Here is a 26034-nt window from a genome sequence, read left to right as displayed (position 1 = left end):
CCTATTTCAACAGCCGTACTTCAAAAATATTGGCGGTAGCAGCTCCTTCTTTAGCAACAAACTTTACAGTGATCGAGGTAGCTGCATGAGCGAGCAGGCTTTCGGGCAATGCGTAATCCGCATCCGTGAATGCATCCCTACCTTCTCCTTCCAGCTTTACGGTAGAAAGCAATATATCATTTACGTATATATCAAATTGCCTGTTGCGCTCACGTCCATAGTATTTTACCCGCAGTTTTTTTGCCAGGGCGCCTTCATTGCGCAAGACATAGGAGAACCATCCCTTCGCATTGCGGAAATGTTCTTCCCGGAATGATCCCGATTCCGTTCTCTCGCCTTTAAACTGATGATCAGATTCCGGTTGTTGTTCACCACAATGTACAAGATCAACGGTGATGGCTTCCAGCGCCATCCTCGCCTTTTCTTTATCTGCCATGGCCTGCTTAAGCTGGCCCAGGTTTTCAGGCTTTGTATAGGGAAAATAGATCACGTAGCGGCTGTTGTGCACGGTGAAGAAAGGCTGCAAAGTGAGTTGGCTGTATTTTGATTGATCGAAAAGGCCGGGCGCTTTGAATGTTAAATTGTTCAGTTGGTCGGTCTTGATAGCCGCCGCCAATTGGGCTTGATTACCAACTGCCAATGGCGCCTCTTCCAGGGGAATGAGTGGCCCGGCGGCTATATGGCCCATCCGGCTGCCATCGGCCAGCAAACCATCCAGGCGGGTGGTATCGGTTGCTGCGGCGAGAACGACAGGCCCGTGTACAAAAGAAACCCATTGGGAACTATCAGGTAAAAACTCCGCTTCGGTATGCATGGGCAACTGAAGGGTAATCACATCACCTGACTTCCACAGGCGGCTGATGGTAATATAGGAGGAAGCGTCGGGGGCAGCCACAGGAAATGGTTTCCCATTCACCAATACTTTCAGCTGATGATTGGTGATCCAGGACGGCTGCCGCAACCGGATAGCAAAACGGGCCGGCTTTTTCAGCTCCAGTTGAATGGAGGACTTCTCTTCATACGGGAACCTGGTCTGTTGTGACAGCTTCAATCCTTTTTCTTTCCAGGTGAGCACCGATGGTATAAACAGGTTAATGTAGACATCTGTCGTATTGTGTGCATAGATCAGCTCACCATATTTGCCATGGTTCTCGAGGCCCGATCCTACACAGCACCAAAAGCCATCCTGGGGCTGAGAATACACCCGGTAATGCTGGGGGCGCATGGGGGTGAAATAAACAAATCCACCCGTGGGCCTTTGTGAGGAAAGAATATGGTTGTATAAGGTACGCTCATAATAATCCATATAGGCAGCCGAAGGCGCAGTAAGGAAGAGGTGTTTGGTAAGCTTGAGCATATTGTAGGAGTTGCAGGTCTCCGGGCCTTCGCGTGATTCCAACATAGAGCTGAAATCATTGGAAGGATGGAAATGCTCCCGCACGCTGTTTCCTCCTATGGACACTGATCTGTGCTGTACGACGGTATTCCAAAAGAAAGCAGCGGCGCTGGCCCAAGTGGTATCATGCGCCACCTCAGCGATGCGCTTATAGCCTATTACTTTGGGAATTTGGGTATTGGCATGGAGGCCGGTGAGGGCATCTTTTTGTTGCACCAAAGGATCAAGGATACGACGGTCGGAAAAGCGGCGGGCAAGCTCCAGGTATTGTTGATTGCCCGTAGCGGCGGCCACATCGGCAAAGGTTTCATTCAATCCGCCATGTTCACTCCGGAGCATTTGTTGCACCTGCGCATCAGAAAGGCCGGAGACCAATTGCACACACCAGTTGCAGAGGTTCACCAATAATAGTCTTGCTTTTTGATTGCCGGCGACCATCCAGGCATCATACAAGCCCGCATAGAGTTTATGGATATTGTAGAGGGGCACCCATTTGTTATTCAAAGAGAATGCACCGGCATCTATTTTACCCGCCGCTACATCCTTCCACATGGCTTTGCCGCCGGGAATGCCACCGATGTATCCATCACCATTGGCCTGCTGGCATAAAGCCAACTGATCGATCATATAATCCAACCTTTGCTTTACGCGCTCCTCCCCTGTGGAAGCATACATCAATGATAAGGCCGATAGGTAATGGCCGCCGATATGACCATCGAGACCGGTATTTTCCCAGTTGCCATAAGAGGCAGCCTTTACAGGCAGGCCCGCTTCGCGCAGGAAAGGGACAAGCAGGCGGTCAGGCTCCAGGGAAAGCATATAGTTCATATCCGTTTGCTGCGCCGCTTTAAATGGGCCTTCGAGCAGGCGCACATCAGAAAGGGGAAAGGTTTGTAGTGGCTGCCGGGCATAGGTAGTTCCAGTAAGCAGCAATAAAAAAGCGTAGGCAAGTCTTTTCCTGATCATGAATGAAGACATTTTAAAAAACGCAGCATCGCCGGAAGAGATGCCACAGAATCTGGTATACAGTCAATGCTAGTCACTGAGAATGCAATGTAATAAATATATTTTAAGTGTTAAATAAACAATTAATGGCGCCGCCCTTGTTATTCCACATGGGTGAAATACAACACGGCCCGGGAAGATCGACAAAAGCTTTTTCAGTAATTTATTCATAACTAAACTAATTTCATCAATTTACGAGTTATACTTATTAAATATTCTATAAATAAAATATATTTGTCCGGATAGAAAATTATCCTCCAATATCCAACTTGTAAATTAACTTATAAGTGAATACCTTTGCGTTAGAAATTTGGGATGACGAATCAAACAAATGCACCTTTTATACAGTTAGATGGGAAGATGCGAAAGAAAATGAAACCGATAAGTTTTTTGATAAGCATGATGCCATGCCGGATCTAAAACGAGATACCCAAAAATTATTAAGTTTTATTTTAGATAGCATTGGGGAAGATCACGGTGCAATTGACCTCTTGTTTAATCGGTTTGAAAATGAGGTGGTGGGCTTACCCAATAAGGGGAAAGTCACTGTAGGTGAGATCACTTTTTTTGTATCCTAATTTTCCCTTAAGGCTTTATGCATTAAGAATACACAATCGCAGTGATTTGGTGGTTCTGTTCAATGGCGGGGTTAAATCTGCGCATACCAACCAGGGAAGCAGGCAGTTGAATTTAAAATGGGTGGAAGCTTGCCAGTTTGCCAAACGCATAGAAGAGGCATTAAGAAATAAGGAAATTATTATAGATAGTAACAGAAGAAAAATCCTATCTGATAATGGGGATGAAGAAATTTTTCTATAACAAATACTGATATGAAGAGCAAAGTTGCCAAAAGAATACAGGAAGAAACACCTGAAGAGGTAAGGATCTTCGTACGACAGTACACCGATATTGTATTACGAATTAACCAAATCCTAAAAGCCAAGGGGTATACTCAAAAAGACCTGGCTGACAAAATGAAGAAAAAGCCTTCTGAGATCAATAAATGGTTAAAAGGCTATCACAACCTAACGCTTAAGACACTTGCCAAATTAGAGGCGGAGCTAGGTGAGCCCATTATCAATGCATCAAAGGCGCCTGTTCGACCTGCCCGCACTTAAACTTTCGTTCTTTTGCTTTCTGAATAATACTCCCTTAGCCTCGTTTTTATCTTCAACTATCTTTTACCTGCCTGCTCCAGGTAGGTGCTTTCAAATATCTTATCTGCATTCCCTGCTTCAAATCCTTCCCGGCGATGGGCCGGGGTGATCTGATCGGCCGGTAAATGACGGAATGCTTCCAGGACCCTTCTTTCGGCAAACTCGACATAGGAGCCGGGAATAGCTTTATGATCGCCACCGGCAAATTCCGCATCCACCATGCCTGCCACGGTACTGCTCTGCAGCAGGTTGCCATCGGGGCTCTGCTTGATCTTGCCACCGGCATCATTGAGCACAATGCCATTTTGTTCCAGGAAACCATTGAATACCTCCAGGGTGTCATAAGGTTTGGGCAGGTTGTGTACGGACAAGGTATAATGGTTGAGGTAATACCTGTTGTAAATGGCCCAGGCAGCGTATTCGGACTCAGCGGCCATGGCTTCATAATCGGCCAGGGTGGGCAGTTCCCAGGAACTGCTGTGCAGGTAATGATCTACAGCCACCGCATCATCGAGGTTGATGGCATCGACAGGATCGGAGCTTACCTTATCGGTATAATGATGAATGATCTGCCGGGCCTGTGGGCTCAGATCGGCCACGCGCAGTTCGGATACAAATATGCGGGGCAGCCCGGCAACAGGGGGTGCATACCAATAAGCATTGAGCTTTTTCTCCTTGAAATAATAGTAATCCCTTTTCTGGTATCCATAATAGAGGAATATCTTTTCCAGGGAAGCGATACCGAGGTGGGGCACGCCCAGTGTCCTGAAAGCGATATGATCATTCTCTATATCCTGCTCACGGGCAATGATGCCGGCTTTGATCATGGCTTTAATAATAGCCGCCACGTCGGGTACCCGTTGCTGGTACCGCTGCATAAGCCCGGACAACACTTTTTCCAATGTATCTGTTGTACTTGACATATCAAATCGTTTTAATCATTTTGTTCTTCGGCATAGAGACGTCCCCAACGGGTGGCATAAAATGCATCGAGGGCAATGTCTTCCTGTTTTACAAATCCTTTATTGGGCAGGCTGCCTGTAGCTACCATTTCCACTACAGCCGCTACGGAAGCAGCAGTAGTCCAGGAGATGGCACGCCAGTTGCGGCCATTGATATCACGGGGATGGTAAGCCCGGTAAAACTCTTCACGTTTTAATTCCTTGCCGGCCCATCCTTCCACTACGGCATATACATATACAACATCCTGGCTTACGGGTGGTTTGGCTTCTGTGAGTATCTGTTCCAGCAGTTCTCTTTTTTCTTTCAGGATCAATTCATATAACAGGAAACGCATCAGGCGCGCATGACCCGGGTAACGGATGGTCTTATAATTGAGGGTATCAACTTTTCCTTCGAGGGTCTCACACAAAGTGCCCAGTCCACCGGAGGTGGAGAAGGCTTCAAATTCCTGTCCTTCGATATTGATGGTTTCCAATCCTTCCAGCGAAGGTACCATTTTACGCACACCATTGTGGATCACTTCCGCATCATTGATGTATTCATTGATCACACCTGCGGGCGACCAGGTAAAGGAATAACCCATCAGGCCATTGGGATACCTGGGCAGGGCGCCTACCCTGAGTTCCATATCTCTTACGCGGGTAAATGACTGGGCCAGCTGGGCACCTGCAATGCCAATAAAACCGGGCGCCAGTCCACACTGGGGGATCATCACTCCTTTGGATGTTTCAGCCATCTGGCGGATGGCAGCGGTGGTGGCTACATCTTCTGTAAGATCGAAATAATGAATGCCCAGTTCATAAGCTATACGGGCCACGGCGAGGTTGAGGTGGTAAGGCAGGCAGGATACGACAGCATCCTGGCCGCTGAGCAATTGGCGCAGGGCAGCGGGATCGGCCACATTGCCTTCGACGGTCGTAAAATCAACAGGTGCGGCGGGGGCCTGCTTGTCAATACCTGTAACGGTAAACATGTCGGCCAGTAAAGTGCCCACTAAAGAGCCTACTTTACCCATGCCGGTAACAGCAATACGTTTCACAATAAATTGTTTAAAATGAATAAATATGCAGGGGGAGCGATCACCCTGTCAACGGGAAGCAATAAAAGGAAAAGGGAATGAAAGATTATGGCACGTTCGCACAGGCGCTCCGCAGGAATGCCATGTACGAATAGAATATTTTGAAGTAGTTGTTCATGAAATGCCCTGCAATAATAAGAAAAGAATTTAGAATATGGAATACAGAATTTAGAAGACAGGAGACAGAATCCAGCATTGCTGACGCGTTTTGAATGGTTGACTAGTAGCAAGTGGCTCGTCTTTTGGGTATACGAGTTGATCAGCTACACATCTTTAACTGCAGTAGATAGTATTTTAAGGCTGTTTGTCGCGAAAACGGCCTGTTTTGGTGTTTGATGCTATTATCCTACTGCTATCCCCAGAGAAATCTCAGGAGAATCCTGCCATATAAGCCTCTATAAGTGCTCTATAAGTACTCTATAAGAGCTCTATAACTTTTTGGAATAAATTTGACTTACTGTTCCTGGCAGCTTGTTTCTGTCACCCTGACTTCCCCTGGCACTTAGTAAACACACAACATGGGTCGTGCCAAATTCAAAAGTGGCATGGCCGGTTTTGTTATTTTCGTATATTTTGTAAAAAATCGACGCACATTACGTCGATTTTTTACATTTTATACAAAATAGACGAAATCGACAATCAGGCATTTGGAAACGGGTATCTGGATGTCGTACGTTTGTATGGAACAGTTACCAAAGCAATCGATCGTGTGGACGGGGCCCCTAAGCATGGTTGATGGAACTACAAAGTGTTGTGCAACACTTGCTGAAGAGAAGCTGCGAGCCACGAGCTGCGAGCTACGAGCCCTTTGCTTCGAATCTTTTGAATTGGCTTTCGCTGTTTAGTTATAGCGATTAGTGGTGGGCTGATGGTTATCGGCTGTCAGCTGAGGGCTATTGCCACTGGGGAAATTTTCTGATACTTGTGCTTACTGATTACGGTGAACGTCGACTACCAGACAAAGAGCACAGGTTACCAAACAGAAAGAGTTGGGCCCAGGTTTTGGTTGTTGGTTTATTTCGATCGGCGCCTGGCCGGCAACCGGCGGCATCGCAGCAGACAATCAAGTCAGCGCGGAGGCCTTCGGGTATCCGGCAGGTACATGATACCACCTATCTTACTATATATGATAAAGCCTTGCTCATTTGAGCAGGGCTTTTTTGGGTTTAATCCCAAGTGGGCTATACCTTCCCTATGGATGCTTTGTCAAGAGGAAGAGGACTGCAAGTTCTTTTTGAATTGTACAGGTGAAAAACCGGTAAACTCTTTGAAGACTCTTATAAAATAGGATTGATCAAAGTATTCGTTCTCATAAGCCACATCAGAAAGTTTGTCGTATTTACCGGCACGCAATTGATACAGTGATTCCTGGAACCGGGAAATCCTCGCAAACAATTTGGGTGAAATCCCAATGGCTGTGAGTTTACCCGAATAGGTAAGCCCGGAAGGCTTATCGGGAAAGGCCCTTAATGTTGATATGGCATCACCGGTGACAGCATCAAGCACCCAAAAGTATTTTACAAAGGGCTGCAATATTTCCGGCAGATTAAATACCTGGTAGTTCATTTCGCTTTACAATTAGTCTATCCTATACGACACGTTGATCCAATTCCATTCCCAGGTCTTGCCTTTATCTGGCGAAAAGGCCTGGCTCCAGACGGGATGGTTCCTGTCGCGCATATCCCAGCGGAACATGACAATGACTGGCTTCCCGTTATACGTATCCTTACAGAAAAAATGACCTATATCATTATCGAATGAGCCTACAACCGGAGGATCCAGGATACCGGTATTGCTGGGCACCCAATACAAACTCCACAGGCGGGTATCCGGGTTGAACAAGCGCAAGGTGAATCCTTCAAAAGGTTTGCCATCGAAATCAGCGAAATAAATATCTGTATTTCCGATGCCATTCAGTATAGTTCCGTAATTGATGTCGTCGGATTCCATGTCGAGCCATTCGTTGTTATTACTTAGTCTTGTTTTTAGTCTTTTGTGGTACATTTTCCATTTACCAGCCAGGAGATCGAAGTCGTTGTGAGAAGATGTTGGGGATGCTTTGATGATCAACTGGCCGTCTTTATCGAAACTCAAGGCCGGTATGGGTATGGATCGATCGAAGGTAAGTAATCTTTTCAATTGCTCTTTTGGATCTTCAATTACCTTGTTTTCGTACATGTACCAGTTCCATTCCCAGGTTTTTCCTTTGTCTTCAGAAAATGCCTGGCTCCAGATGGCTTTATCGGGATTGGTCTTATCCCAACGGGCCATTACGATAATGGGTTTACCATTGAAGGTTTCCTGTGCATAGAAACTGCCAATAGCACCTTCAAAAGAACCTACCACGGGATTGTCCTTGTCCAATATTCCATTCCTGCTGCTTGCCCAGTAGATACTCCACAACCGGGTTGTGGGATTGAAGAGGGTTAAGCCTACCCCTTCATAGGGCTTTCCATCAATCACCGACCTGTTGTTGTTGGTATGCCCGATTCCCCGAAGTATCTTTTTGTTGTCATTGACGCCATCATACTCCATCCATTCGGTGTTGCCGGTGAGCCGTGCTTTCAATTTCTTGTTGTGGATCGTCCACCTGCCTTCAAAAAAGTCGAAATCATGCTGTGAAGAGGCTTTAGAAGGCGTGATCACCAATTTGCCATTGGCATCGATGGTGGCGTTGACGAGGCTCTCCTTTTTAATAATGGATTGGGCCAGTATGGCTGCCGGCGACAGCAAGGCTATCCATACTATTATCAAAGTTGATCCATTGATTGGCTTTTTCATGCCCTCAAATTAGCAACGCCATGGCTTAGTGGATGGGGCCATTTTTATTATATTTACTGGGCCAGTTTGGGAGAGAAAGGCAATGAGGCAAAAAGGCATCGAGGCAACGAGACAAGATCAGACAAGCTCCAGACATAATTATTTTGCACGTAAACCTTCGACTATGTTTCCCTGGCGGGCAGTTATCCTGATCAATAAAGCATCAGGAAAGCCTATCTACCTACAGGTGGTGGATTCGATCATTGCAGAGATCCATGCAGGGCGTCTCCGGCCCGGACAAAAACTGCCGGGGGCCAGAACATTGGGCGAACTACTTGGTCTTAACCGTAAGACGATCGTAGCGGCGATGGATGAGTTGAACAGCCAGGGCTGGATTGAAAGTTTTGTACATAAAGGGACCTTTGTTTCATCGCGTATACCCAGTATTGCCTATCAATCTTTGCCGGGAAAAGAGCTGCCGGGCAACCAGGAAACAACGGCAGTACAGGTCAATGACCCCTCCTGGCTGGAGACGCTGTACCTGGATGGAAGTGGTAAAAAAATGATGGACGATGGAGTACCGGATGTAAGGCTTGCGCCGATGCAACAACTATTCGCGCACCACCGGTCATTGCTTTCGAAGAAAGCCTACCTCAGTTTGCTGAAGTATAACCATGTAGCAGGCGACCTGGACCTGCGCACCACACTGAGCACTTATCTACAGGAAACCAGGGGCATTAACAGCACACCGGAAAACATCTTCCTAACGAGGGGCAGCCAGATGGGCATCTACCTGACATTGGCCGCGCTCATCAAACGCGGGGACAGCTGTTTTACCACTTTTCCCGGCTATCAAATTGTAGACGACATGATCAAACATCTCGGCGGCAAGGTGGTGCATATACCGGTGGATGAAGAAGGACTTCTTACCGGCAGCATAGAAAAGATATGTAAAAAGAAGAAAATAAAATTGCTCTACGCTACTCCGCATCACCACTACCCCACTACTGTTACGCTCTCCCCTGACCGCCGGATAGAATTATTGCGGCTGGCATCGAAATATAATTTCTTTATTCTTGAAGATGATTATGCTTATGATTTTCAGTATGCCAACAATCCTGTACTTCCTCTTGCCAGTGTTAACAATAACCGGGTGATCTATATAGGCTCCTTCAGCAAATGCATATCGCCCTCTGTACGGACGGGCTATGTGGTGGCCAGCGGCGCTGTGATAAAAGTGGTGAATAAGTTAAGGCGGATCATTGACCGACAAGGTGATCCTTTGCTGGAACGGGCATTGAGTGAATTCATCAAATCGGGAGACCTGCAACGGCACCTGAAAAAAGTGGTGAAATTGAGCCTACACCGCAGGGATTATTTTTGTGCTTTGCTGACGAAGCATTTGTCTGGCGAAATCAGTTTTGTAAAACCCGAAGGGGGCATGAGTGTATGGATTGTTTTTAAGAAAGCAAAAACAGCCAAGGGGCTGCTGGAAAAACTTTGCCAGGCAGGTTATTTGATAGACTCGGAACGGGTATTCCTGGAGAAGCTACATGCCATAAGAATAGGGTTTGCGTCGCTGACGGAAAAAGAGATGGAAGACTTTGTGGGGGCGCTTAGGGATGCGGCGCAGGGTAGCCCCTAAAGGGGCAGAATACACGTTTGATACGAACGCTTGCTACAAAGCGGCAAAACGGTAATAAACAGGGTGAGCCGCCCTTGGAGGGCGACCCACCCTGTTTATTTTCCTATGGGTTGGTAGGTAAGGGAATTATGAGCTGTGGTGGTGTATATCGCCAGAAAGCAGTGATGTTTCCTGTAACTGCATATCCCCGGCCATTGCAGGCAGTGAAAGTAACATAGGGAGGATAACCGTTGCCCGGAGGATAACTCGCCTTTTGTGTCCAGGCATTGGCCGTGGCATCGTAACTCCAGAGGTCTGATTGGATATTGGAATAATACGCCGAAGTACCGAGACCCAGGTACACTTTATTGCCCAACATAAATCCACGGGTATCCTGACGCTTACCACCACCGAAGGCAGCTTTGGCGGTCCAGGTATTGGTGAGGGTATTGTATTCCCACCAATCTGAATTGAGGACAGGACTACGGTATAGCTGGAAGGTATTGGGGTTAATGATCGTCAATATAGATATACCGGTGCCAAAATAGATCTTATCGCCAATCGCATAGGCAGCCGCATTGTAACGACCGGTGCCGGGCAAATTCGCTTTGGACTGCCAGGTATTGGCTGCAAAATCATATTCCCAGTTTTCTTTTAACGCATAGCCATATCCATCAGGATCAAATCCATTGGTACCACCCATAATATATCCTTTGGTGGCGGTAGCGGAAAAAGAAGCTGCTCCGCTGGAAGTTCCTGGAAAACTGGCTTTATTACCCCATTGGCTGGTAGCAAAATCGTAGGCTTTCACCTCTTTTGTCGATTGTTTCATAAAATAGGCACTGGTCCCATTTGTAAAAAGATACACATACGTAAAAGTGGGTTGCCCGGTAAAGTTGTTTTTCTTCACTGACCATGCGGCCGTAGAGGGATCGTACTCCCACAACTGGTCGTTTGCCTGTACCAGGGAATACAACTTATTGCTGACGCTGAATGACATGTTGAAAGTAACAGATGTCGGGATACTGGGAGCCGCCGGGGTCAATTCGGTCCACACATTGCCGCCAATACTGATAAGGGCCTGATCAGTTACCCGATCGTCTTGCCCGACGGGTGGTTCTTCTATACTCTTTTTACACGACGCTAAAAAAGAAGTGATCAATAATACGATCATTAAAAGGCTTACCGGTGACCGGTGCATACGTACCTGCATAACAATAAAATTAAGGGTTTGAATGAGCCCTAAAGGTGCATTGCATGCAGGTGGTAATCTATGGAAAACTAGTAGATTGTCTTAAAATGACCGTGGCTGGCGGAAATTGATGTATTGTATACTTGGAAAGGGTAGCCCCTAAAGGGGCATAAAACACATTTGATACAATCGTTTGCTACAAAGCGGTAGCCCCTAAAGGGGCATAAAACACATTTGATACAATCGTTTGCTACAAAGCGGAGCTTCCCGCTGGTGCGGGACAAGCTCTAAAGGGGCTATTCTACGCGGCGATACGCGATGTCGTTTTCGCCGCCTGAACCGAAGGCAGGTACACATATTACCATGAGGGTACCGCCTTTTGAATTGAGTAATATCAATTGATTATCTACTGTAAGCCCGAGGTAGGATTTAGAAACCTGTAATCCCCATAAGAGTGGACCCACCAGCATTTTCCCATTCATCTGTGTCCTTAATTTTATATATCCTTTTTTATATTTAAACCGAACGGTTCTTGTATCAATAAGTTTATCTGCATCCATCAAGCTAAGGGTAATGGCAGTAGGGCTTGCCACTTCCAACTTTACGGTAGCATGCGCCCACCGGTCTTTCATCGGCTCAGGATGATTAAAAAGTCTATCCCAAAGTGTATTGACGCCAAGCGGCAAACTATCATTGGCCTTATTGGTAAAAGTTCCGTTGAGCTTAGCAATATCGGTAGACGTAAGCTGCTGGTCTGTTTTAACTTTATTTCTATCGCTGATATTAATAGTTGCACAGGAAGTCAGCAACAAAGCGCCAATAATAGCGGGAAAGATCATTTTGGTAAAGGAAGGCATGGCCAGGGGTTTATGCTATGATACACATTTTATTTCAAAACAAAAAAGGAATGCTTAGCGTACCAATTCCAGCGTTCCGCGTTTGGAGATCACCTTACCTGTAATATCCACTCCCTGCACCATGTATACAAAAGTGCCCGAAGATTGGCGTACACCTCCCAGGGTACCATCCCAGCCCTTGTGAATGGTATTGGTATTGAAGATCAGTTGACCCCAGCGGTTATACACGCGGAAGAAATCGAGGCGGGTGATGCCCACGCAAATAGGATAGATCACCTCATTTCGGTTATCGCCATTAGGCGAGAAACCATTGGGTACAAAAATATCGGGTTTGGTACGGAACAATTTTACATTGATGGCATCTGTTCCGAAACAACCAGCGGCGTTGGTGGCTTTTACTGTATACATCATGGATTGCGCCGTTTCACCCCACAATACCGCTACAGGATTGGAGATATTGGCGTTGTTGAGCCCGGAAGCAGGTGACCAGGTATATGTATAGGAGGCCGGATCATTCACAGTCGCCTGTAACTGGAGCGACTGGCCCCATACAATCGCGGTATCCTTACCTGCCGATACGACAATGGGAGGAGCCACTTGTATGCGGAAAGTGTCGTTGAGTGTATTGGGACATCCGGCATTCAATACGGAGAGAATATAATTGGTAGAATTTAAAGGTTTGGCCAATGCCTGCAAGGTATGCGGCAGGGAAGGAATGTTGCCGTCGCCGGGATTACGGAGTGTTGACAGGGGGCGCCAGCTATAACTGGTGCCCACGGTAATGGTGGCATTCAGCCGCACGGAATCGCCATAACAAATAGCCTTCTGTGCAGGATCGTAAGTAGCTGCCGGGAACGGCACATTCACATATTTGACAGTAGCCATGGCGCTGGAATCGGCTTCACAAACACCGCTTTTCACAATGGTGCGGTAGTAAGTGGTGGCAGTCAATCCGCCTGCTGCGTAGGCGCCGCCGGTATACGCTGGTGCAAAACTATTCCACAAGCTGGCATTGGCCGAAGATTGCCAGTTGACCACAGTGCCGGTATTGCCAGTCAGTGTGAGTAAACTGCCGGCGGTTTGCCCGGTACAAAAGCTGCTGACGTCCGGGCTCAGCATCCCCCCTACGCTTTTAGGATCAACCGTTACCAGGGCGCTGACGCTGGTATCTGCCGGACAGGTAGCGCCATTTTGCACCACCACGGCAAATTGGGTGGTGGCTGTAAGGTTTTGTGCTGTATACGTGAAGGCTGTATTGGCAATGGGGGTCCAGGTAGTGCCGTTGGTGCTGGACAACCAGCCCAGTACATCACCGTTGTGTCCACCCAACGTGAGCAGGCTACTGTTGATGCCGGTACATACCTCGTTATTACCCGTTACGGCTCCGGGTATGGTGGGTGGCCTGCTCGACACCAGGAGAGTATCGCGCAGGTCGGCACAGCCATTGACCTCACGGGCAATAATGTGGCCGCTGTTAGGACCAGCTTTTACGGTAACGCTATTGCTGCTGCCGCCGGATTGGATGGTCCAGCCGGCAGGCACGGTCCAGCTATAGGCGGCATTGGCCAGTGCAGGGATGGAATAGGTAAAAGTGCTGTTGGCGCAGGCGATCTGCGGGCCGCTGATCTCCAGGCCGGCACAACTATTGCGAAGGGCTACATACGCGTAGGCAAAATGCGCCCCGGGATTACAATTATTGGCCTGGAAAGTAAGGGTCACCTGTTTGCCCCGGTAAGCGGACAGGTCGAAGGTTACTTCGGTCCATTCTTTGGTCCACACATCATACAAATACTGGCCGCCCCCACCGCCACCTCCACCTCCTCCTCCACCGCTATGGGAAAAGAAAGGTGTGTTGCTATTGATAAATCCCTGGGCAATAGCGGTTGCAGAATCGAGTGTAGCGCCGGTAGAGCTACCCCCACCACCTCCTCCTCCGCCGCCGCCGCCCTGCCCGGCATTGTTGAAGGTGGGCAGGTAATATTCGGGAGATGCGCAGGTGATGATGCTATCGGGTGTATTGAGTGTAGCCTTGAACAAAGGCTGTTCATTCGAATTGTGGGTACCATTTTCCAGTACGAGGGCATAGGCATAAGTCATGGTATAAGGTTCGGAAACAGGGCCGGCTGGTACCTGGATGGTATAGGTAACGGAGCGTGTAAAGCCGCCGGGATTATTGCCCCTGCCGAGATCAAAAGAGGTAGCAGTGGACCCTAATTTAACGGAGTAGCTATAGGAATATCCATTGATGGTGGGGATGGTGGTGAAATAGCCAAAGGGATCGGTAGTGGCGCTGGTATTGACCTGGATGCCGGTTACACCAATCGTGTATTCCGGGATGGTGGTCACTCCATTATTGGGAAATGGATAGTTCAGGAGCGACCCGCTCATCAAGCCGGTGGCGGCCGACCAATTGGCCAGATCGCCGGTGGCGAAATTAATATTCACGGGGCAGGCCTGGGTTTGGGCCAGCACGGGAAGCGCTGTAGCTGCCAGCATACAGCCTACCAATAAATTCCTGATCAGTTTACACTTCATAGACCGGTACATTAATAACTGGCTATACGGGGCTGTTCAGCAGGATCTTCGGAAAATAGCAGCAGGATTCATTACTATGTACAGTATATATACAGGCCGGGTTGCCAAAGCGTTGGGTAAAACACGCCCTTTTTTACCAACAACCCGGTTAACTACTTGTAAAGGGGGTAGATTTATTGTCGAAAGCACACAATATATGAAAATAATTCCCCTGCTGCTATTATTGGTTGGTTATTCCGGCAACCACTATTGCCGGGCGCAACACAAGCACCTGTAAAAGCCCTTTCAATATATTTTTAAGAAGTCTGCTTTTCATAACGATGTGGTTTTAAAAAATTGATACAATTTGATTAGTCCAGTTCTCAATACTTTCCGGAGAAGGCCTGTCGGCTTTGTCAAAAAAGAAATGCTTTTTTATATCAAAACCGCAATAGCTGTAAATGCCTTTGTCTGATGTAAGGGATAAAGCTTTGTCCATTCCAACAGCACTATACTCTTCATGGGATTTTCCGTGAGTATTAATGATAAGCGCCTGCTTTCCTTTAAGCAATCCTTTTTGAACACCCTGGTCGTAACGGTAAGCAAAGCCATAACTAAATACTCTGTCAATATACCCTTTCATTATTGCCGGCAATCCTGTCCACCAAATGGGGTGTATGAATGAAATACAATCGGCCCAATCAATAAATTGCTGTTCTTGTTTTACATCGTCAGCCACTTGGCCTTTTCGTTGCCCTTCCATGTCATCCAGGGAAAGTGTGGCGTTGAAATTTAATTGGTATAAATCTCTTACTACTACCTCATGCGAATTTATCTGAAGATGTTGGGCCAATGTATTCTTGAAATGGCTGCTTAGGCTGTTTGGATTGGGATGGGCATAAATAATTAAATGTTTCATCTTTTTCGTTTTTAAGTAACTTGATGAAACAAAACTACCATGCAGCTATCCGCTAAAATTGTACGGAAACGAAATCAACTTTTTGAAATACAAATATCCTGTTGGAATTTGAGGTATTTGGCGGGACTAATGTTGATATAGTGCTTGAAATCATGTATTAACTGACTCTGGTCATAATAACCACATTCACTAATTATCTCAAACCAATCAACTTTGGAATCAGCGGAAACAATGTCCTGTATGAGTTCGATAGCTTTTAAAAACCGCAAATAGCGATTAAATTCTTTAGCCGAATAACCAAGATGTTTTTTATGAATGAGTTGAACATTTCGCTCAGTTTGACTGATTTCGCTGGCAACTGATTTTATTGGGTTTAATGTTTGATCCTTAAAACCTGTAAGCTGTTCAGCAATCGTGTTTTGTTGTCGCAAATAAGGGTCACAAAACTTAAGGATATGGTCCACTCTAAGATTGGTGTCCTTTATTTTATTGAGTTCATTCCATAAAACCGAGAAGCAATTTTCATTTAATATATCATCCGGATCCATTGGTACATGTTCAGCAATAGAAGCATTCCCAAAAAAACGGTAAAAAGCATCATCTTTAAAAGTCACTACCAATATCTCTGCATTTGCAGGAAGTGTATAATCAAATGCCTGTTTTATAGGCCCCAAAACAAGGCATTTACTTATTTCCACTTGAGTATCTTGTTTCGAATGCAGAAATACCTTTGTGCCAAAATTAAAAATCAGAATGGTTTGATAAGTAGGTAATAATGTTTTAGTTATGCTTGCAGCTGTTTTATTTTCGGCATAATAAAAATGAGAGAAAAAACCCGCATAGTCAGCTGGAACAGCTATCCTGAAGTTATTATTTTCCTGGTCGTTTTCCTTCATGGCCTAAAATTAAGAATTAGTTCCCAGCAACGAGCAGGCACCCTATTGATGTAGGGATTCTTCAAGAACTGTAGAAAACCGGCTTACCAAAAAATAACGGGAAGTATCTATCATTATAAACATTTGTATATAACAGTTGGCAGTAACAAAATGGGACCACTCCCTGGAAGGGGTGGTCCTTTTTCATATAAGAGGAGGCGAGGTTGCCGGGGGATGATTGTGACTAATATTTTCTATATTTACACTCTGTTCAATTTCCAACCTACATCCTTTTAAGCAGCACCACCAACATAACACTTATTGATCCCCCATCAATCCATGTTGGCCAACCAGCTCTATTTACTATTCAGCAGCATTATTCCTGAACAGGCGCTTTTTGCTTGTCATGTAAAATCATAAATCAATATTTATGCGTACAATTTCAACTACTGCTATTTTACTGATGCTGACGCTGCTAACGCAGGCACAAGTACCTGACACGCTATTGGCCGTTCGTGATGCGAGCCAAAATACGCGCATGAGTGTTCATGCCAATGGCGGTCTGTTTGTTGGCGGCGCCTACAATAGTTCCCCTTTTCCCGGACTGGTAGCCGAAGGTGCAGGCACCCGTCTATTGTGGTATCCTGAAAAAGCAGCCTTCCGGGCAGGTGATGTAACGGGCACCCAATGGGATGATGCCAATATTGGCTGGTGGTCGGTGGCTATTGGGGAAGATACCCGGGCCTCTGGCGAAAGTTCGGTGGCATTTGGGAAGCGATGTGTGGCTGCCCAGGTTTCAAGCTTTGCGGTAGGGGAACAAAATACCGCTTCGGGTGCGGCCTCGGTAGCACTCGGTTATCATGCACACACGAATGCGCGCCAGGGTAGTTTCGTATTTGCCGACCGTTCAACAGTGGATACCCTCCGGGCGGGGGTGAACCATTCGGCCAACTGGCGTGTATCGGGGGGCTTCCGGATATTCACTTCTTCCAACCTGAGTACAGGGGTAACGCTTCAATCGGGGGCCAGTGTGAGCAACTGGGGCCAGTCCAGTGCGGTGATCTCTACCTCCACAGGCGCTATGCTGAGCACGGGCGGTGTATGGCAGAATGCCTCGGATGTTCACCGCAAGCATCTTTTTGAGGATGTGCAGGGGGAAGCCATTCTTGACAAGCTGCGCAGTATTCCCATCCGCCGCTGGGGCTACCTGAGTGAGGCTGACGATGTGCGGCATTTGGGTCCTACGGCGCAGGATTTCTATGCGGCGTTTGGCCTGGGCAGTGATGAACGGAGTATTGGAACAGTGGATGCAGACGGGGTGGCGCTGGCAGGTGTACAGGCGCTCGATGTGCGTACCCGGGAACAGGCAGCAGGGATACAAAAACTGGAGCAGGAAAATGCAGTACTGCGTGAACGGCTACAGGCTTTGGAACAGCACGTAGGCAGGGATAGGGCAAACATGCCGGTGACCATGCTGCTGGCGGCTGGGGTGATTGGCCTGTGCCTGCTACTGGTGCGCCGGCATAAAGCAATATCCAATTAAGGTTGGTCTTAACCCTACAATATTTTTTATGAAAAGCATATACATATTGCTACTGCATTTATTACTGGCCGGCAGCCTATGGGCACAACAGGTGCAGGTGGGAGCGGGGGCTTCGGTAGTGCTTTATCCGGGTAGTAGCTTCTCCAGCAACGGGCTTGTGCTGACACCCTCCACCACCACTACCCTCTCAGGATTTACCATTGATAACAGTACGACGGTGAACCATCCATTTGGCCCCACCTATGTAACGCGGGTATACCAGTTTAACCCAACAGGACCGGCATTTTCCGGCGATATCCGGTTCAACTATACGGATGGTGAATTGAACGGGCTTACGGAATCGGCGCTGCAAGTGATCGTGTATAATGGTACCAGCTGGCAGGCAGCAGGCACCAGCGTGAATGATGGCACGTTGAATTATGTGGATGCTACTGGCATCAGCAACCTGCTACTGGGAGAAGTGATCCTGGCGAACAGCCTTGCGCTGCCATTACGGTGGGGACCGATATCGGCCACGCGGCAACAGAACACGGTGACGGTCCGGTGGATCACGGAACAGGAACAGCAGGTGAGTCATTTTGACGTGGAAAGAAGCACAGACGGACTGCATTGGGCAACAGCGATCGCTGGCATCGCAGCCGGTAATCAATCGCACCGGCGGGAATATGTGCAATCAGATAAGACAGATCATACAGGGGCTTTATACTACCGTATACGGCAGACAGATATAGACGGACGGTATACTTTTTCTAAAGTGGCGATGGTGGGCGCCTGGCGGGGTATGGATCCATTGACGGTGCAACCCAATCCGGCCAGCGGCTATTTCAGTGTTACAGGCATTGCAGCGGATGAGGTAGTGCAGACTGACCTGTATACACCGGGAGGGGCTTTGATCAAAACCTGGAAGGGGTATCAACAACGTTATACTTTACCTGCGCTGGCAGCAGGCGTTTATTATGCCCGCATTCACCTGGCCAATGGTCAAATGGTGAGCAGGCAACTGGCTGTGCAATAAAAAGAAAGGCTGCCCCGGCTGCTGATTCCGGGTTAAGGAAACCAGGGCCTGGGGCAACCTATTCACCTGCTAACACACTAGGCGGCGGGGATAGCCATCCTCACTTCCACAATGGCGCCGTACTTAATGATGGGACATTTTTTTGCAATTGCTACTGCTTCATCGTAATCTTTGGCTTTTATAAGTAATAAACCGCCAATTGATTTCTTTTTCTCTGCGTAAGGTCCTTCCTGTACTTCGTCGGCTGTGATCACTCTTCCATCGATATCCCATCTTTTGGGAGGGGTCACCAATTTGTCGGCAGCCGCTATGCCTGCAATCCATTCCTGGTAGGGCTTCATGGCTTCTTTCATTTGTTCTGGTGAGGGTACGGGGCTTTTGCCTGTAAGATCTCTGTGGATCGCAATTAAGAACTCTTTCATTTGTTTGATTTTATAATTTAATGGAATGATTGACTAACGTCGCCGGAATATCCGGGTATTATAATGTGGTGGCCGCTGCAACAATAAAGTCAGCTACCTTTTTAGGCTGGGACACCATGGGTATATGGCTGGAATTGAGCTCGATGGTAGTAGCTTTGATCATTTTGGATTCTGCCCGTGCCAGGGCTACGGGCACCATATGATCATCGGTACCTACGATGTACCAGGAGGGTTTGATCTTCCAGGCTGCGTTGGATATTTTAGTGGTGGTAGCTCTTGTAGCCCATGGAACCTGGGTAGCAAAAACCACTTTTCTTTCGGGAGCAGGCAGGTCCTGCGCAAAAAAGGAATTGATGCCTTTGGGTGTTAAACTTAAGAAGCCTTCAGCATCGGGCCTGATCTCAGCACTGCCTGGCGCCGGCGGGAAAGCGGATGTTACGTCGCCAACGGATTGGCCATCGCTGGGTACCAGGGCGCAGATGTAGAGCAGCCCTACTACTTTGGGATCATTGCCGGCTTCGGTGATCACCATGCCGCCATAAGAATGGCCTACCAGCAATACAGGGCCATCCATTAAGGCAATGGCGCGTTTGGTGGCCGCCACATCATCTTCGAGCGCAGTCAGGGGATTTTGCACAGCGATGACATTGTACCCTTTGGCCTGGAGGATGGGAATAATCTTTGCATAACTGGAACCATCCGCAAAGGCGCCATGCACCAATACAATATTTTTTACTCCTTTGGTAACTGATTGGGCATTTGCGTTTGGAGATACTGAAAAGATCGCTATTGCCGCCAGCCAGGTGGCAGACAATACTAGTTTGAAACTGGACATACAATTTGTATTTATTTGATTAGAAAGTGGATGAATTAATAGCTAAGCGATTTTTTGATGGCGGCAGCAGCCTGTAGTAAAGCTGTTTTAACTGCGGGTACATTGGCCAGGGGATTCAACAAACCATAATCATGGATGAGGCCGGCATAGCGGGTGAGGGTTACGGGCACGCCAGCTTCGTCTAACTTACGGGCATAAGCCTCTCCCTCATCGCGCAGCACATCGTTTTCGGCGGACTGTACCAGGGCCGGGGGTAGCCCTTTTAATTGTTCCAGGGTAGCCCTTAAAGGGGAGGCATATATGTCGGTGCGCTTTTGCGTATCGGGCAGGTAATTGTCCCAGAACCAGATCATCATATTTTTAGTGAGGAACCTTCCTTCTCCCAGTTCATTGTAGGAGCCGGTTCCGAAATTCGCATCAGTTACAGGCCACAACATTACCTGGAGTTTAATAGCAGGGCCTTTTCTGTCTTTGGCCATCAGTGCCACTGCTGCCGTCATATTGCCGCCTACGCTATTGCCTGCCACGGCAAGGTTCTTTCCATCGACACCTATTTCTGCACCATGTGCTGCTACCCATTTCGTGGCCGCATATATTTGTTCGATCGCCACGGGATAGCGGGCTTCGGGAGATGGTGTATAGTCGGGAAAAACAGCCACGGCGCCACTACCCATTACCAGGTCTCTTACCAGGCGCCTGTGGGTGGGATAATCGCCCAATACCCATCCGCCTCCGTGAATATAGATAAAGACGGGAGCGCCTGCTTTAACAGCTTTGGGCTTTACAATGTGAATGGTTACTTGCTGTCCATCCTGTGTGATCGTTTTTTCCGACTCATCAACAGCTGCATATTCGAATGGTACGGAGTTTTGCGCATCGGTCAATACCTGTCGCGCTGCTGTGGGAGTCAGTTGCTCAATGGGCTTACCCGGGCCTGCATTGAGTGCTTTTAGAAAACCTCTTACTTCTTTAAAGATGCGTGGATCATTTTCTGCTTTGGTAGCATTATTAGGTTGTGCCATCATTGTGTTGTTTATACTTATGAATAATAGGAAGTGTACCAGGAAGCTTAATAGATTTATTTTCATTAAAATGGGTTTTAGTGAATGTGTTTCACTCCTTTGGTGTGTGTCATCCTTTGAGAATGTGTCATCCTTTTGGAATTTGTTTCACCCTTTTTTGTCATTTCGACCGCAGGGAGAAATCTGTTATCGACGCAGCAGATTTCTCCCTCCGCTGCGCTTCGTTCGAAATGACATCAAAGCGGATTATCAATCGAGTAAGTCCTGATCACCATACAGTTTTTTGGCCATTTCAACATTCAGGTGTCTGGCGCCTGTTCCGTCGGTATCGACCAGGATGCCTTTGACACCGAGGGGTGAAGAAATTGCGTATAGGCGCGCCTCTTCACCATCACCTGTATTGCCTTCAAAGCGGTAGGTTTTATCCACATGAAACTCTTCGGGATCCAGTCTCATGTCGAGATCGCTGCAGTACAGGCAGAAAGTATCTGTGGCAAAATCGGCCTCGTAACCTTTTTCCCGGAGTCCGGCCAATGCATCGGTGAGTGATTCATTCTTTTGCATGTCATTTGATTTTTTACTTAAATAAGAAGGATTAGAGGAGGCCGGTGGGACTTCCTGCCGCAATGCTTTCTTCGGTATAAATGATGGGTTGCTCTTCCATACGGAGGGCATCGTCGAGGAATTCGCCGCCTTCATTCGTATTGCGCGGAGGATCATGAAGCGGGACCAGCTGGTGCTCATCTGATGGCACGAGGAGGCCGTTTGCAACGGGGTGCAAAAAAGGAAACATCATAACGTTGATTTTAACAGTGAGGAATGCGGTCCCGGGAGGGGCAATTTTAAAGTCCGGAAGTCAGAAAGTCCGGAAGTCGGAAAGAAAACCTTTAGACGGATTCGACAAACTCCTTTAAATCCGTTTAGTCCGTTTCGACAAGCTCAACGTAACAAAACGGCTTCGACAAGCTCAGCCTGACAAGGAGAAGGTTTAACCTGCTGACAGTTAAGTTGCCGTGTTGTTGACCGGATGACGTAAGGATCGTACGCCGGCGTAGGGCGATCCTTGTGCACGAACAGGTGGAAAGTGCACGCCCATTACAACCGCCTCGGCAACCTGACACCCGTCGTCTTCGTTTCAACGGCCAGCAGGTTGATGGAAGTTTAAACCCTGGTTTTTGAGGAGTCTAACCATTTTTCAAACGTGATGGTTCCCAGATTTGCTTTACCGGCAGGCACCAGGGCCGTATCACTGATCTGTGCACCGAAGTACTGAGCCTTGCCGTTAGGGACCACCTTGCGTGGGTCATTAGTTTTTTGCAGGAACAGGGCAATGATGTCTGACTGCGTAAAGCGCTCAGGCCCGGCAATTTCAATAAAGCCATTGATGGGGCCAGCCACTGCAGCCTGGGTTACAAAAGTTGCTACATCATCAGAAGCGATGGGTTGGAATTGTACGGTAGAAATGTGTACTTCATTTCCATCCGTAGCCTGGTTGGCGATGCCCGCCAGGAATTCAAGGAATTGGGTACTCCGCACGATGGTGTAAGGTACGCCAGATTTTTTAATCAGGTTCTCCTGTACCAGTTTGGCGCGCATATAGCCGCTGTCCTGCATCAGGTCGACGCCTACAATGGAAAGCGCAATGTGGTGCTTTACGCCTGCATTGATCTCAGCTGCCAGTAAGTTGCTGCCGGCTGTTTGAAAGAATTCCAGGACAGCTTTGTCCTCAAAAGAGGGAGAGTTGGCAAGGTCCACCACCACATCTGTATTGTTCATAGCTTCGGCTAAGCCCTCACCGGTAATGGTGTTGACACCCGTGGCCGGGGAAGCAGCGATAACCTGATGACCCAATTGACGAAGATTGGCGACTACTTTGCTCCCGATGAGGCCAGTGCCTCCAATAACTACGATTTTCATAATTTGACTTTTTAGTATTTCTGATTGACGTTATAGAGGCCAAAGAAATGCCAAAGTGCCAAGTCAATGAATATCAAAAGCGTACGCTAAAACCGCTACTAAAATTTTCACCATATTTCGTGAAAGCACGAAGTTTTCCACCGGATATAAGGAGAAAGGGAAGGATGGCGGTTCGGCCAGCTATCATGACAAATTTGCCGTTGTTACACTTTATTATTGATATGTATCAACAATCCAGTATCATTGGGTCCATTACGCCCTCGTTACGCCATGAGAAATATTTGCTTGTACATCCTACTGTTACAGTCACTGTGGGCTGCAGCCCAGACCAATCCTGCAGACTCCATTGTCAGAAAGAAATATTACACCCAACCGCTCAAAAGCCTCATTACGCTTGATGGCATTCCCTCGGAAGAAGCCTGGAATACCGTTGAATGGGGTGGCGATTTTATCCAATGGCAGCCGCATGAAGGACAACCTCCCTCCCAGCCCACCCGCTTCAAGATCCTGTACGATGAAAAGTACCTGTATGTAGCCTATCGCTGCTACGATTCAGCACCCGATTCCGTAGTACGGCGTATGGGCCGGCGGGATGAGTTTCCCGGCGACTGGGTGGAGATCAATATAGACAGCTACCATGATCTGCGTACAGCCTTTTCCTTTACGCTGTCGGCCTCGGGTGTACGGAGTGATGAATTTGCCTCGAGCGACGGCAATAACTGGGATGCCAGCTGGAACCCCATCTGGTTTGCCAAAACGCATATGGATGAAGAGGGCTGGACTGCCGAAGTAAAGATCCCGCTGAGCCAGCTGCGGTACGGCAGTGAGCCCGATAAAGTGTGGGGAATGCAGGTAACCCGGCGTTACTTCCGTAAAGAAGAGCGGTCGTACTGGCAGCATATACCACAAAACTCCGGCGTGTGGGTCAGCAGGTTTGGTGAACTGCACGGGCTAAAGAATATCCCTTTGCACCGCCAGGTGGAAATAGCCCCTTATGTGATAACACAGGCAGACAAGTATAAAGAAGAACCAGGCAATCCATTTGCCAAAGGTTTTGACACCAAACTCACTGCAGGACTGGACGGGAAACTGGCGGTGACGAATGACCTGATCCTTGACTTTACCATCAATCCCGACTTTGGGCAGGTAGAAGCAGATCCCTCGCAGGTACGCATCGATGGATTCCAGAACTTCTTTGAAGAGCGGAGACCTTTCTTTATCGAGAGCCGGAATATTTTTGACTACCAGCTCACCGGCTCGGAAGCAGGCGGTGATTATGATGCTGATCTCTTGTTTTACTCGAGACGCATAGGTGGTTCCCCCCATGGCTATCCCAGCCTGGGCAATGGCGAACATGTGAAGTACCCGCAAAATACTTCCATACTGGGCGCTGCCAAGTTCAGCGGCAAAACAAAAAAGGGCTGGAGCATTGGTGTGCTGGAAAGCATTACACAAAGAGAAATGGCCACCATCGATCATATTGGGGAGAGAAGAAAAGAACTGGTAGAACCGCTCACAAGTTACTTTGTGGGCAGGTTGCAAAAAGATATCCATTCTGGTAACACCATCATCGGGGGCATCTTCACGGCCGTAAACCGGGAAAAAGGATTGAATGATATTTTGCACCGCAGTGCTTATTCGGGCGGGCTCGACTTTTTACAATACTGGAGAAACCGCACCTGGTATTTACGGGGCAATGTGGTGTTTAGCCAGGTACAGGGCAGTAAAGAAGCTATCCTTAACACACAAACGGCTTTTGAACACCTCTTTCAACGGGCCGGTGCACCTGAAGTGTCGGTAGACAGCAACCGTACCTCACTAACGGGTATGGGTGGCACAGTACGGTTTGGCAAGATCGGGGGACGGCCGGGAAGGCTGGGCCAGATACTCCGCTTTGAAACGGGGGTTACGTTCCGTTCGCCGGAACTCGAACTGAACGATATAGGCTTTATGCTTACGGCCAATGAGATCAACCATTTTACCTGGGTAGGCGTGCATTACCAGAAGCCATTTTTCATATTCCGTACGGCACGCCTCAACTACAATCATTGGGCAAGGTGGGATTTTGGCGGACAGTTTATTTACCAGGCATTCAACTTCAATTCGCATGCTACCTTCCGCAATAACTGGCAGGCAGGTACGGGATTGACCTGGAACACTTTCGATATATCGAATACCGCATTAAGAGGCACTTTTTCCATGCGCAGGCCACCGGCTTTGGCCCACAATGTGTATGTGAACAGCGACTCCCGGAAAAAGGTGTTTGTAAATTTCAATGTCTTCAATATCTGGGGATCTGACCATACGCTTAAAAACAATGAGATCAACACCACCGTCACTTACCAGCCGGTGAATGCACTGCAGATCAGCCTCAGTGCGGCCTATTCGCATTACTGGCGACGGCAGGACCAGTTTGTAGATGCCGTGCAGTATAACAACAATACCCGTACGATCGTGGGAGAAGTGAAACAAAACACGCTTCGCTTTACCGGCAGACTCAGTTATAATATCACCCCGGATCTTACGCTTCAATATTACGGGCAGCCTTATATTACGCGGCCACTCTATGATAAATTTGCGTATGTATCTGACCCATTGGCCCATAAGTATGATGCCCGGTTCACGGTATTCAATCCCGGCCAGATCAGTTTCAGTAACGACCGGTATACTGTAGATGAAAATAAGGATGGCACGCCCGATTACAGTTTCAGCAAACCTGATTTCAACTTTGTGCAGTTCCGTTCGAACATGGTGGTACGCTGGGAATACAAGCCCGGCTCGGAGCTTTACCTGGTATGGTCGCAGGGCAATACGCCTGATGCAGCTTCCGACCTCGATACTCCATTACCAAAGAGCTTATTTAACAACGCCTTTGGCGGCAATGAAGGAAGGAATATTTTCCTGATAAAATGTACTTACCGGTTTGTGCGGTAAGCAGGC

Annotated in this window: 22 protein-coding genes; 6 read left to right on the top strand and 16 right to left on the bottom strand. The window is 47.8% G+C overall.

The annotated features are described in order from the left end of the window. Window position 1 precedes the first annotated feature (1 nt). Window positions 2–2362, bottom strand: a complete 2361-nt coding sequence (locus D3H65_RS04455) for a glycoside hydrolase family 127 protein (protein ID WP_211345625.1) — start codon at window positions 2360–2362, stop codon at window positions 2–4. A gap of 326 nt (window positions 2363–2688) precedes the next feature. Here D3H65_RS04455 and D3H65_RS04450 point away from each other — a divergent pair, with 326 nt between their 5' ends. Both D3H65_RS04450 and D3H65_RS04440 read left to right on the top strand, forming a co-directional pair. Beyond that, entirely contained in the window at window positions 2689–2979 is a 291-nt protein-coding gene (locus D3H65_RS04450; RefSeq protein ID WP_119049110.1) for a hypothetical protein, read from the top strand. Between the two features lie 252 nt (window positions 2980–3231). Beyond that, entirely contained in the window at window positions 3232–3519 is a 288-nt protein-coding gene (locus D3H65_RS04440) for a helix-turn-helix domain-containing protein (protein ID WP_119049108.1), read from the top strand. A 56-nt stretch (window positions 3520–3575) separates the two neighbouring features. On the opposite strand, the gene D3H65_RS04435 is transcribed toward D3H65_RS04440, so the two are convergent. From D3H65_RS04435 to D3H65_RS33135, 4 genes are all read right to left on the bottom strand, one after another. After that, a complete protein-coding gene (locus tag D3H65_RS04435) occupies window positions 3576–4481 on the bottom strand; it encodes a DUF1338 domain-containing protein (protein WP_119049107.1) in 906 nt (301 codons plus the stop codon). 11 nt (window positions 4482–4492) lie between these two features. Then, window positions 4493–5560, bottom strand: coding sequence for a saccharopine dehydrogenase family protein (locus D3H65_RS04430; RefSeq protein WP_119049106.1), 1068 nt, complete (start codon window positions 5558–5560; stop codon window positions 4493–4495). Between the two features lie 1245 nt (window positions 5561–6805). Beyond that, entirely contained in the window at window positions 6806–7165 is a 360-nt protein-coding gene (locus D3H65_RS04425) for a helix-turn-helix domain-containing protein (protein ID WP_119049105.1), read from the bottom strand. A gap of 12 nt (window positions 7166–7177) precedes the next feature. Then, window positions 7178–8380 (bottom strand): hypothetical protein, encoded by a 1203-nt coding sequence (locus D3H65_RS33135; protein ID WP_211345624.1) that lies wholly within the window; start codon window positions 8378–8380, stop codon window positions 7178–7180. Between the two features lie 163 nt (window positions 8381–8543). Here D3H65_RS33135 and D3H65_RS04415 point away from each other — a divergent pair, with 163 nt between their 5' ends. Then, window positions 8544–10004, top strand: coding sequence for an aminotransferase-like domain-containing protein (locus D3H65_RS04415; protein ID WP_162915403.1), 1461 nt, complete (start codon window positions 8544–8546; stop codon window positions 10002–10004). A gap of 103 nt (window positions 10005–10107) precedes the next feature. Here D3H65_RS04415 and D3H65_RS04410 read toward each other — a convergent pair whose 3' ends face one another. From D3H65_RS04410 to D3H65_RS04390, 5 genes are all read right to left on the bottom strand, one after another. Then, window positions 10108–11196, bottom strand: coding sequence for a Kelch repeat-containing protein (locus tag D3H65_RS04410; protein ID WP_119049103.1), 1089 nt, complete (start codon window positions 11194–11196; stop codon window positions 10108–10110). 275 nt (window positions 11197–11471) lie between these two features. Further along, complete coding sequence (locus tag D3H65_RS04405; protein ID WP_119049102.1) at window positions 11472–12032, bottom strand: hypothetical protein; 561 nt, start codon at window positions 12030–12032, stop codon at window positions 11472–11474. 54 nt (window positions 12033–12086) lie between these two features. Further along, a complete protein-coding gene (locus D3H65_RS04400) occupies window positions 12087–14567 on the bottom strand; it encodes a T9SS type B sorting domain-containing protein (RefSeq protein WP_162915402.1) in 2481 nt (826 codons plus the stop codon). A 328-nt stretch (window positions 14568–14895) separates the two neighbouring features. Beyond that, entirely contained in the window at window positions 14896–15465 is a 570-nt protein-coding gene (locus tag D3H65_RS04395) for an NAD(P)H-dependent oxidoreductase (protein ID WP_119049100.1), read from the bottom strand. 74 nt (window positions 15466–15539) lie between these two features. Continuing rightward, complete coding sequence (locus D3H65_RS04390) at window positions 15540–16361, bottom strand: helix-turn-helix domain-containing protein (RefSeq protein ID WP_119049099.1); 822 nt, start codon at window positions 16359–16361, stop codon at window positions 15540–15542. A gap of 409 nt (window positions 16362–16770) precedes the next feature. Between D3H65_RS04390 and D3H65_RS04385 the strand changes: the two genes are divergently transcribed. Together D3H65_RS04385 and D3H65_RS04380 are read left to right on the top strand one after the other, a co-directional pair. Further along, complete coding sequence (locus tag D3H65_RS04385) at window positions 16771–17883, top strand: tail fiber domain-containing protein (RefSeq protein ID WP_119049098.1); 1113 nt, start codon at window positions 16771–16773, stop codon at window positions 17881–17883. A 28-nt stretch (window positions 17884–17911) separates the two neighbouring features. Then, window positions 17912–18898, top strand: coding sequence for a T9SS type A sorting domain-containing protein (locus D3H65_RS04380; protein ID WP_119049097.1), 987 nt, complete (start codon window positions 17912–17914; stop codon window positions 18896–18898). Between the two features lie 77 nt (window positions 18899–18975). Here the strand turns inward: D3H65_RS04380 and D3H65_RS04375 are convergent, their stop codons facing one another. From D3H65_RS04375 to D3H65_RS04350, 6 genes are all read right to left on the bottom strand, one after another. Beyond that, window positions 18976–19320, bottom strand: coding sequence for a YciI family protein (locus tag D3H65_RS04375; protein WP_119049096.1), 345 nt, complete (start codon window positions 19318–19320; stop codon window positions 18976–18978). Window positions 19321–19378: 58 nt separating this feature from the next. After that, window positions 19379–20155 carry an alpha/beta hydrolase gene (locus D3H65_RS04370; protein WP_119049095.1) on the bottom strand — a complete coding sequence of 259 codons (777 nt, stop codon included), beginning with the start codon at window positions 20153–20155 and terminating at the stop codon, window positions 19379–19381. 35 nt (window positions 20156–20190) lie between these two features. After that, window positions 20191–21177: an alpha/beta hydrolase gene (locus tag D3H65_RS04365; RefSeq protein WP_211345623.1), complete on the bottom strand. Its 987-nt coding sequence runs from the start codon at window positions 21175–21177 to the stop codon at window positions 20191–20193. Window positions 21178–21426: 249 nt separating this feature from the next. Then, window positions 21427–21741 carry a phosphoribosylpyrophosphate synthetase gene (locus tag D3H65_RS04360; protein ID WP_119049093.1) on the bottom strand — a complete coding sequence of 105 codons (315 nt, stop codon included), beginning with the start codon at window positions 21739–21741 and terminating at the stop codon, window positions 21427–21429. A gap of 31 nt (window positions 21742–21772) precedes the next feature. Further along, on the bottom strand, window positions 21773–21973 hold the full coding sequence (locus tag D3H65_RS04355; RefSeq protein WP_119049092.1) for a hypothetical protein: 201 nt from the start codon (window positions 21971–21973) through the stop codon (window positions 21773–21775). Window positions 21974–22338: 365 nt separating this feature from the next. Then, window positions 22339–23094 (bottom strand): SDR family oxidoreductase, encoded by a 756-nt coding sequence (locus D3H65_RS04350; protein ID WP_119049091.1) that lies wholly within the window; start codon window positions 23092–23094, stop codon window positions 22339–22341. A gap of 270 nt (window positions 23095–23364) precedes the next feature. Between D3H65_RS04350 and D3H65_RS04345 the strand changes: the two genes are divergently transcribed. Beyond that, window positions 23365–26028, top strand: coding sequence for a DUF5916 domain-containing protein (locus tag D3H65_RS04345; RefSeq protein ID WP_119049090.1), 2664 nt, complete (start codon window positions 23365–23367; stop codon window positions 26026–26028). Window positions 26029–26034: the final 6 nt, after the last annotated feature.

Origin of the sequence: Paraflavitalea soli (assembly GCF_003555545.1) — a bacterium.
Lineage (GTDB): Bacteria > Bacteroidota > Bacteroidia > Chitinophagales > Chitinophagaceae > Paraflavitalea > Paraflavitalea soli.
The sequence above is the reverse complement of the archived record's forward strand: the minus strand, read 5'-3'. Positions and strand labels throughout refer to the sequence as shown.

Bases quoted from the DNA above. Each gene is read 5' to 3' on its own strand.
- D3H65_RS04455 (WP_211345625.1), bottom strand. From the start codon at position 2,362: ATGATCAGGAAAAGACTTGCCTACGCTTTTTTATTGCTGCTTACTGGA.
- D3H65_RS04440 (WP_119049108.1), top strand. From the start codon at position 3,232: ATGAAGAGCAAAGTTGCCAAAAGAATACAGGAAGAAACACCTGAAGAG.
- D3H65_RS04435 (WP_119049107.1), bottom strand. From the start codon at position 4,481: ATGTCAAGTACAACAGATACATTGGAAAAAGTGTTGTCCGGGCTTATG.
- D3H65_RS04425 (WP_119049105.1), bottom strand. From the start codon at position 7,165: ATGAACTACCAGGTATTTAATCTGCCGGAAATATTGCAGCCCTTTGTA.
- D3H65_RS33135 (WP_211345624.1), bottom strand. From the start codon at position 8,380: ATGAAAAAGCCAATCAATGGATCAACTTTGATAATAGTATGGATAGCC.
- D3H65_RS04415 (WP_162915403.1), top strand. From the start codon at position 8,544: ATGTTTCCCTGGCGGGCAGTTATCCTGATCAATAAAGCATCAGGAAAG.
- D3H65_RS04410 (WP_119049103.1), bottom strand. From the start codon at position 11,196: ATGCAGGTACGTATGCACCGGTCACCGGTAAGCCTTTTAATGATCGTA.
- D3H65_RS04405 (WP_119049102.1), bottom strand. From the start codon at position 12,032: ATGCCTTCCTTTACCAAAATGATCTTTCCCGCTATTATTGGCGCTTTG.
- D3H65_RS04400 (WP_162915402.1), bottom strand. From the start codon at position 14,567: ATGAAGTGTAAACTGATCAGGAATTTATTGGTAGGCTGTATGCTGGCA.
- D3H65_RS04395 (WP_119049100.1), bottom strand. From the start codon at position 15,465: ATGAAACATTTAATTATTTATGCCCATCCCAATCCAAACAGCCTAAGC.
- D3H65_RS04390 (WP_119049099.1), bottom strand. From the start codon at position 16,361: ATGAAGGAAAACGACCAGGAAAATAATAACTTCAGGATAGCTGTTCCA.
- D3H65_RS04385 (WP_119049098.1), top strand. From the start codon at position 16,771: ATGCGTACAATTTCAACTACTGCTATTTTACTGATGCTGACGCTGCTA.
- D3H65_RS04380 (WP_119049097.1), top strand. From the start codon at position 17,912: ATGAAAAGCATATACATATTGCTACTGCATTTATTACTGGCCGGCAGC.
- D3H65_RS04375 (WP_119049096.1), bottom strand. From the start codon at position 19,320: ATGAAAGAGTTCTTAATTGCGATCCACAGAGATCTTACAGGCAAAAGC.
- D3H65_RS04370 (WP_119049095.1), bottom strand. From the start codon at position 20,155: ATGTCCAGTTTCAAACTAGTATTGTCTGCCACCTGGCTGGCGGCAATA.
- D3H65_RS04365 (WP_211345623.1), bottom strand. From the start codon at position 21,177: ATGGCACAACCTAATAATGCTACCAAAGCAGAAAATGATCCACGCATC.
- D3H65_RS04360 (WP_119049093.1), bottom strand. From the start codon at position 21,741: ATGCAAAAGAATGAATCACTCACCGATGCATTGGCCGGACTCCGGGAA.
- D3H65_RS04355 (WP_119049092.1), bottom strand. From the start codon at position 21,973: ATGATGTTTCCTTTTTTGCACCCCGTTGCAAACGGCCTCCTCGTGCCA.
- D3H65_RS04350 (WP_119049091.1), bottom strand. From the start codon at position 23,094: ATGAAAATCGTAGTTATTGGAGGCACTGGCCTCATCGGGAGCAAAGTA.
- D3H65_RS04345 (WP_119049090.1), top strand. From the start codon at position 23,365: ATGAGAAATATTTGCTTGTACATCCTACTGTTACAGTCACTGTGGGCT.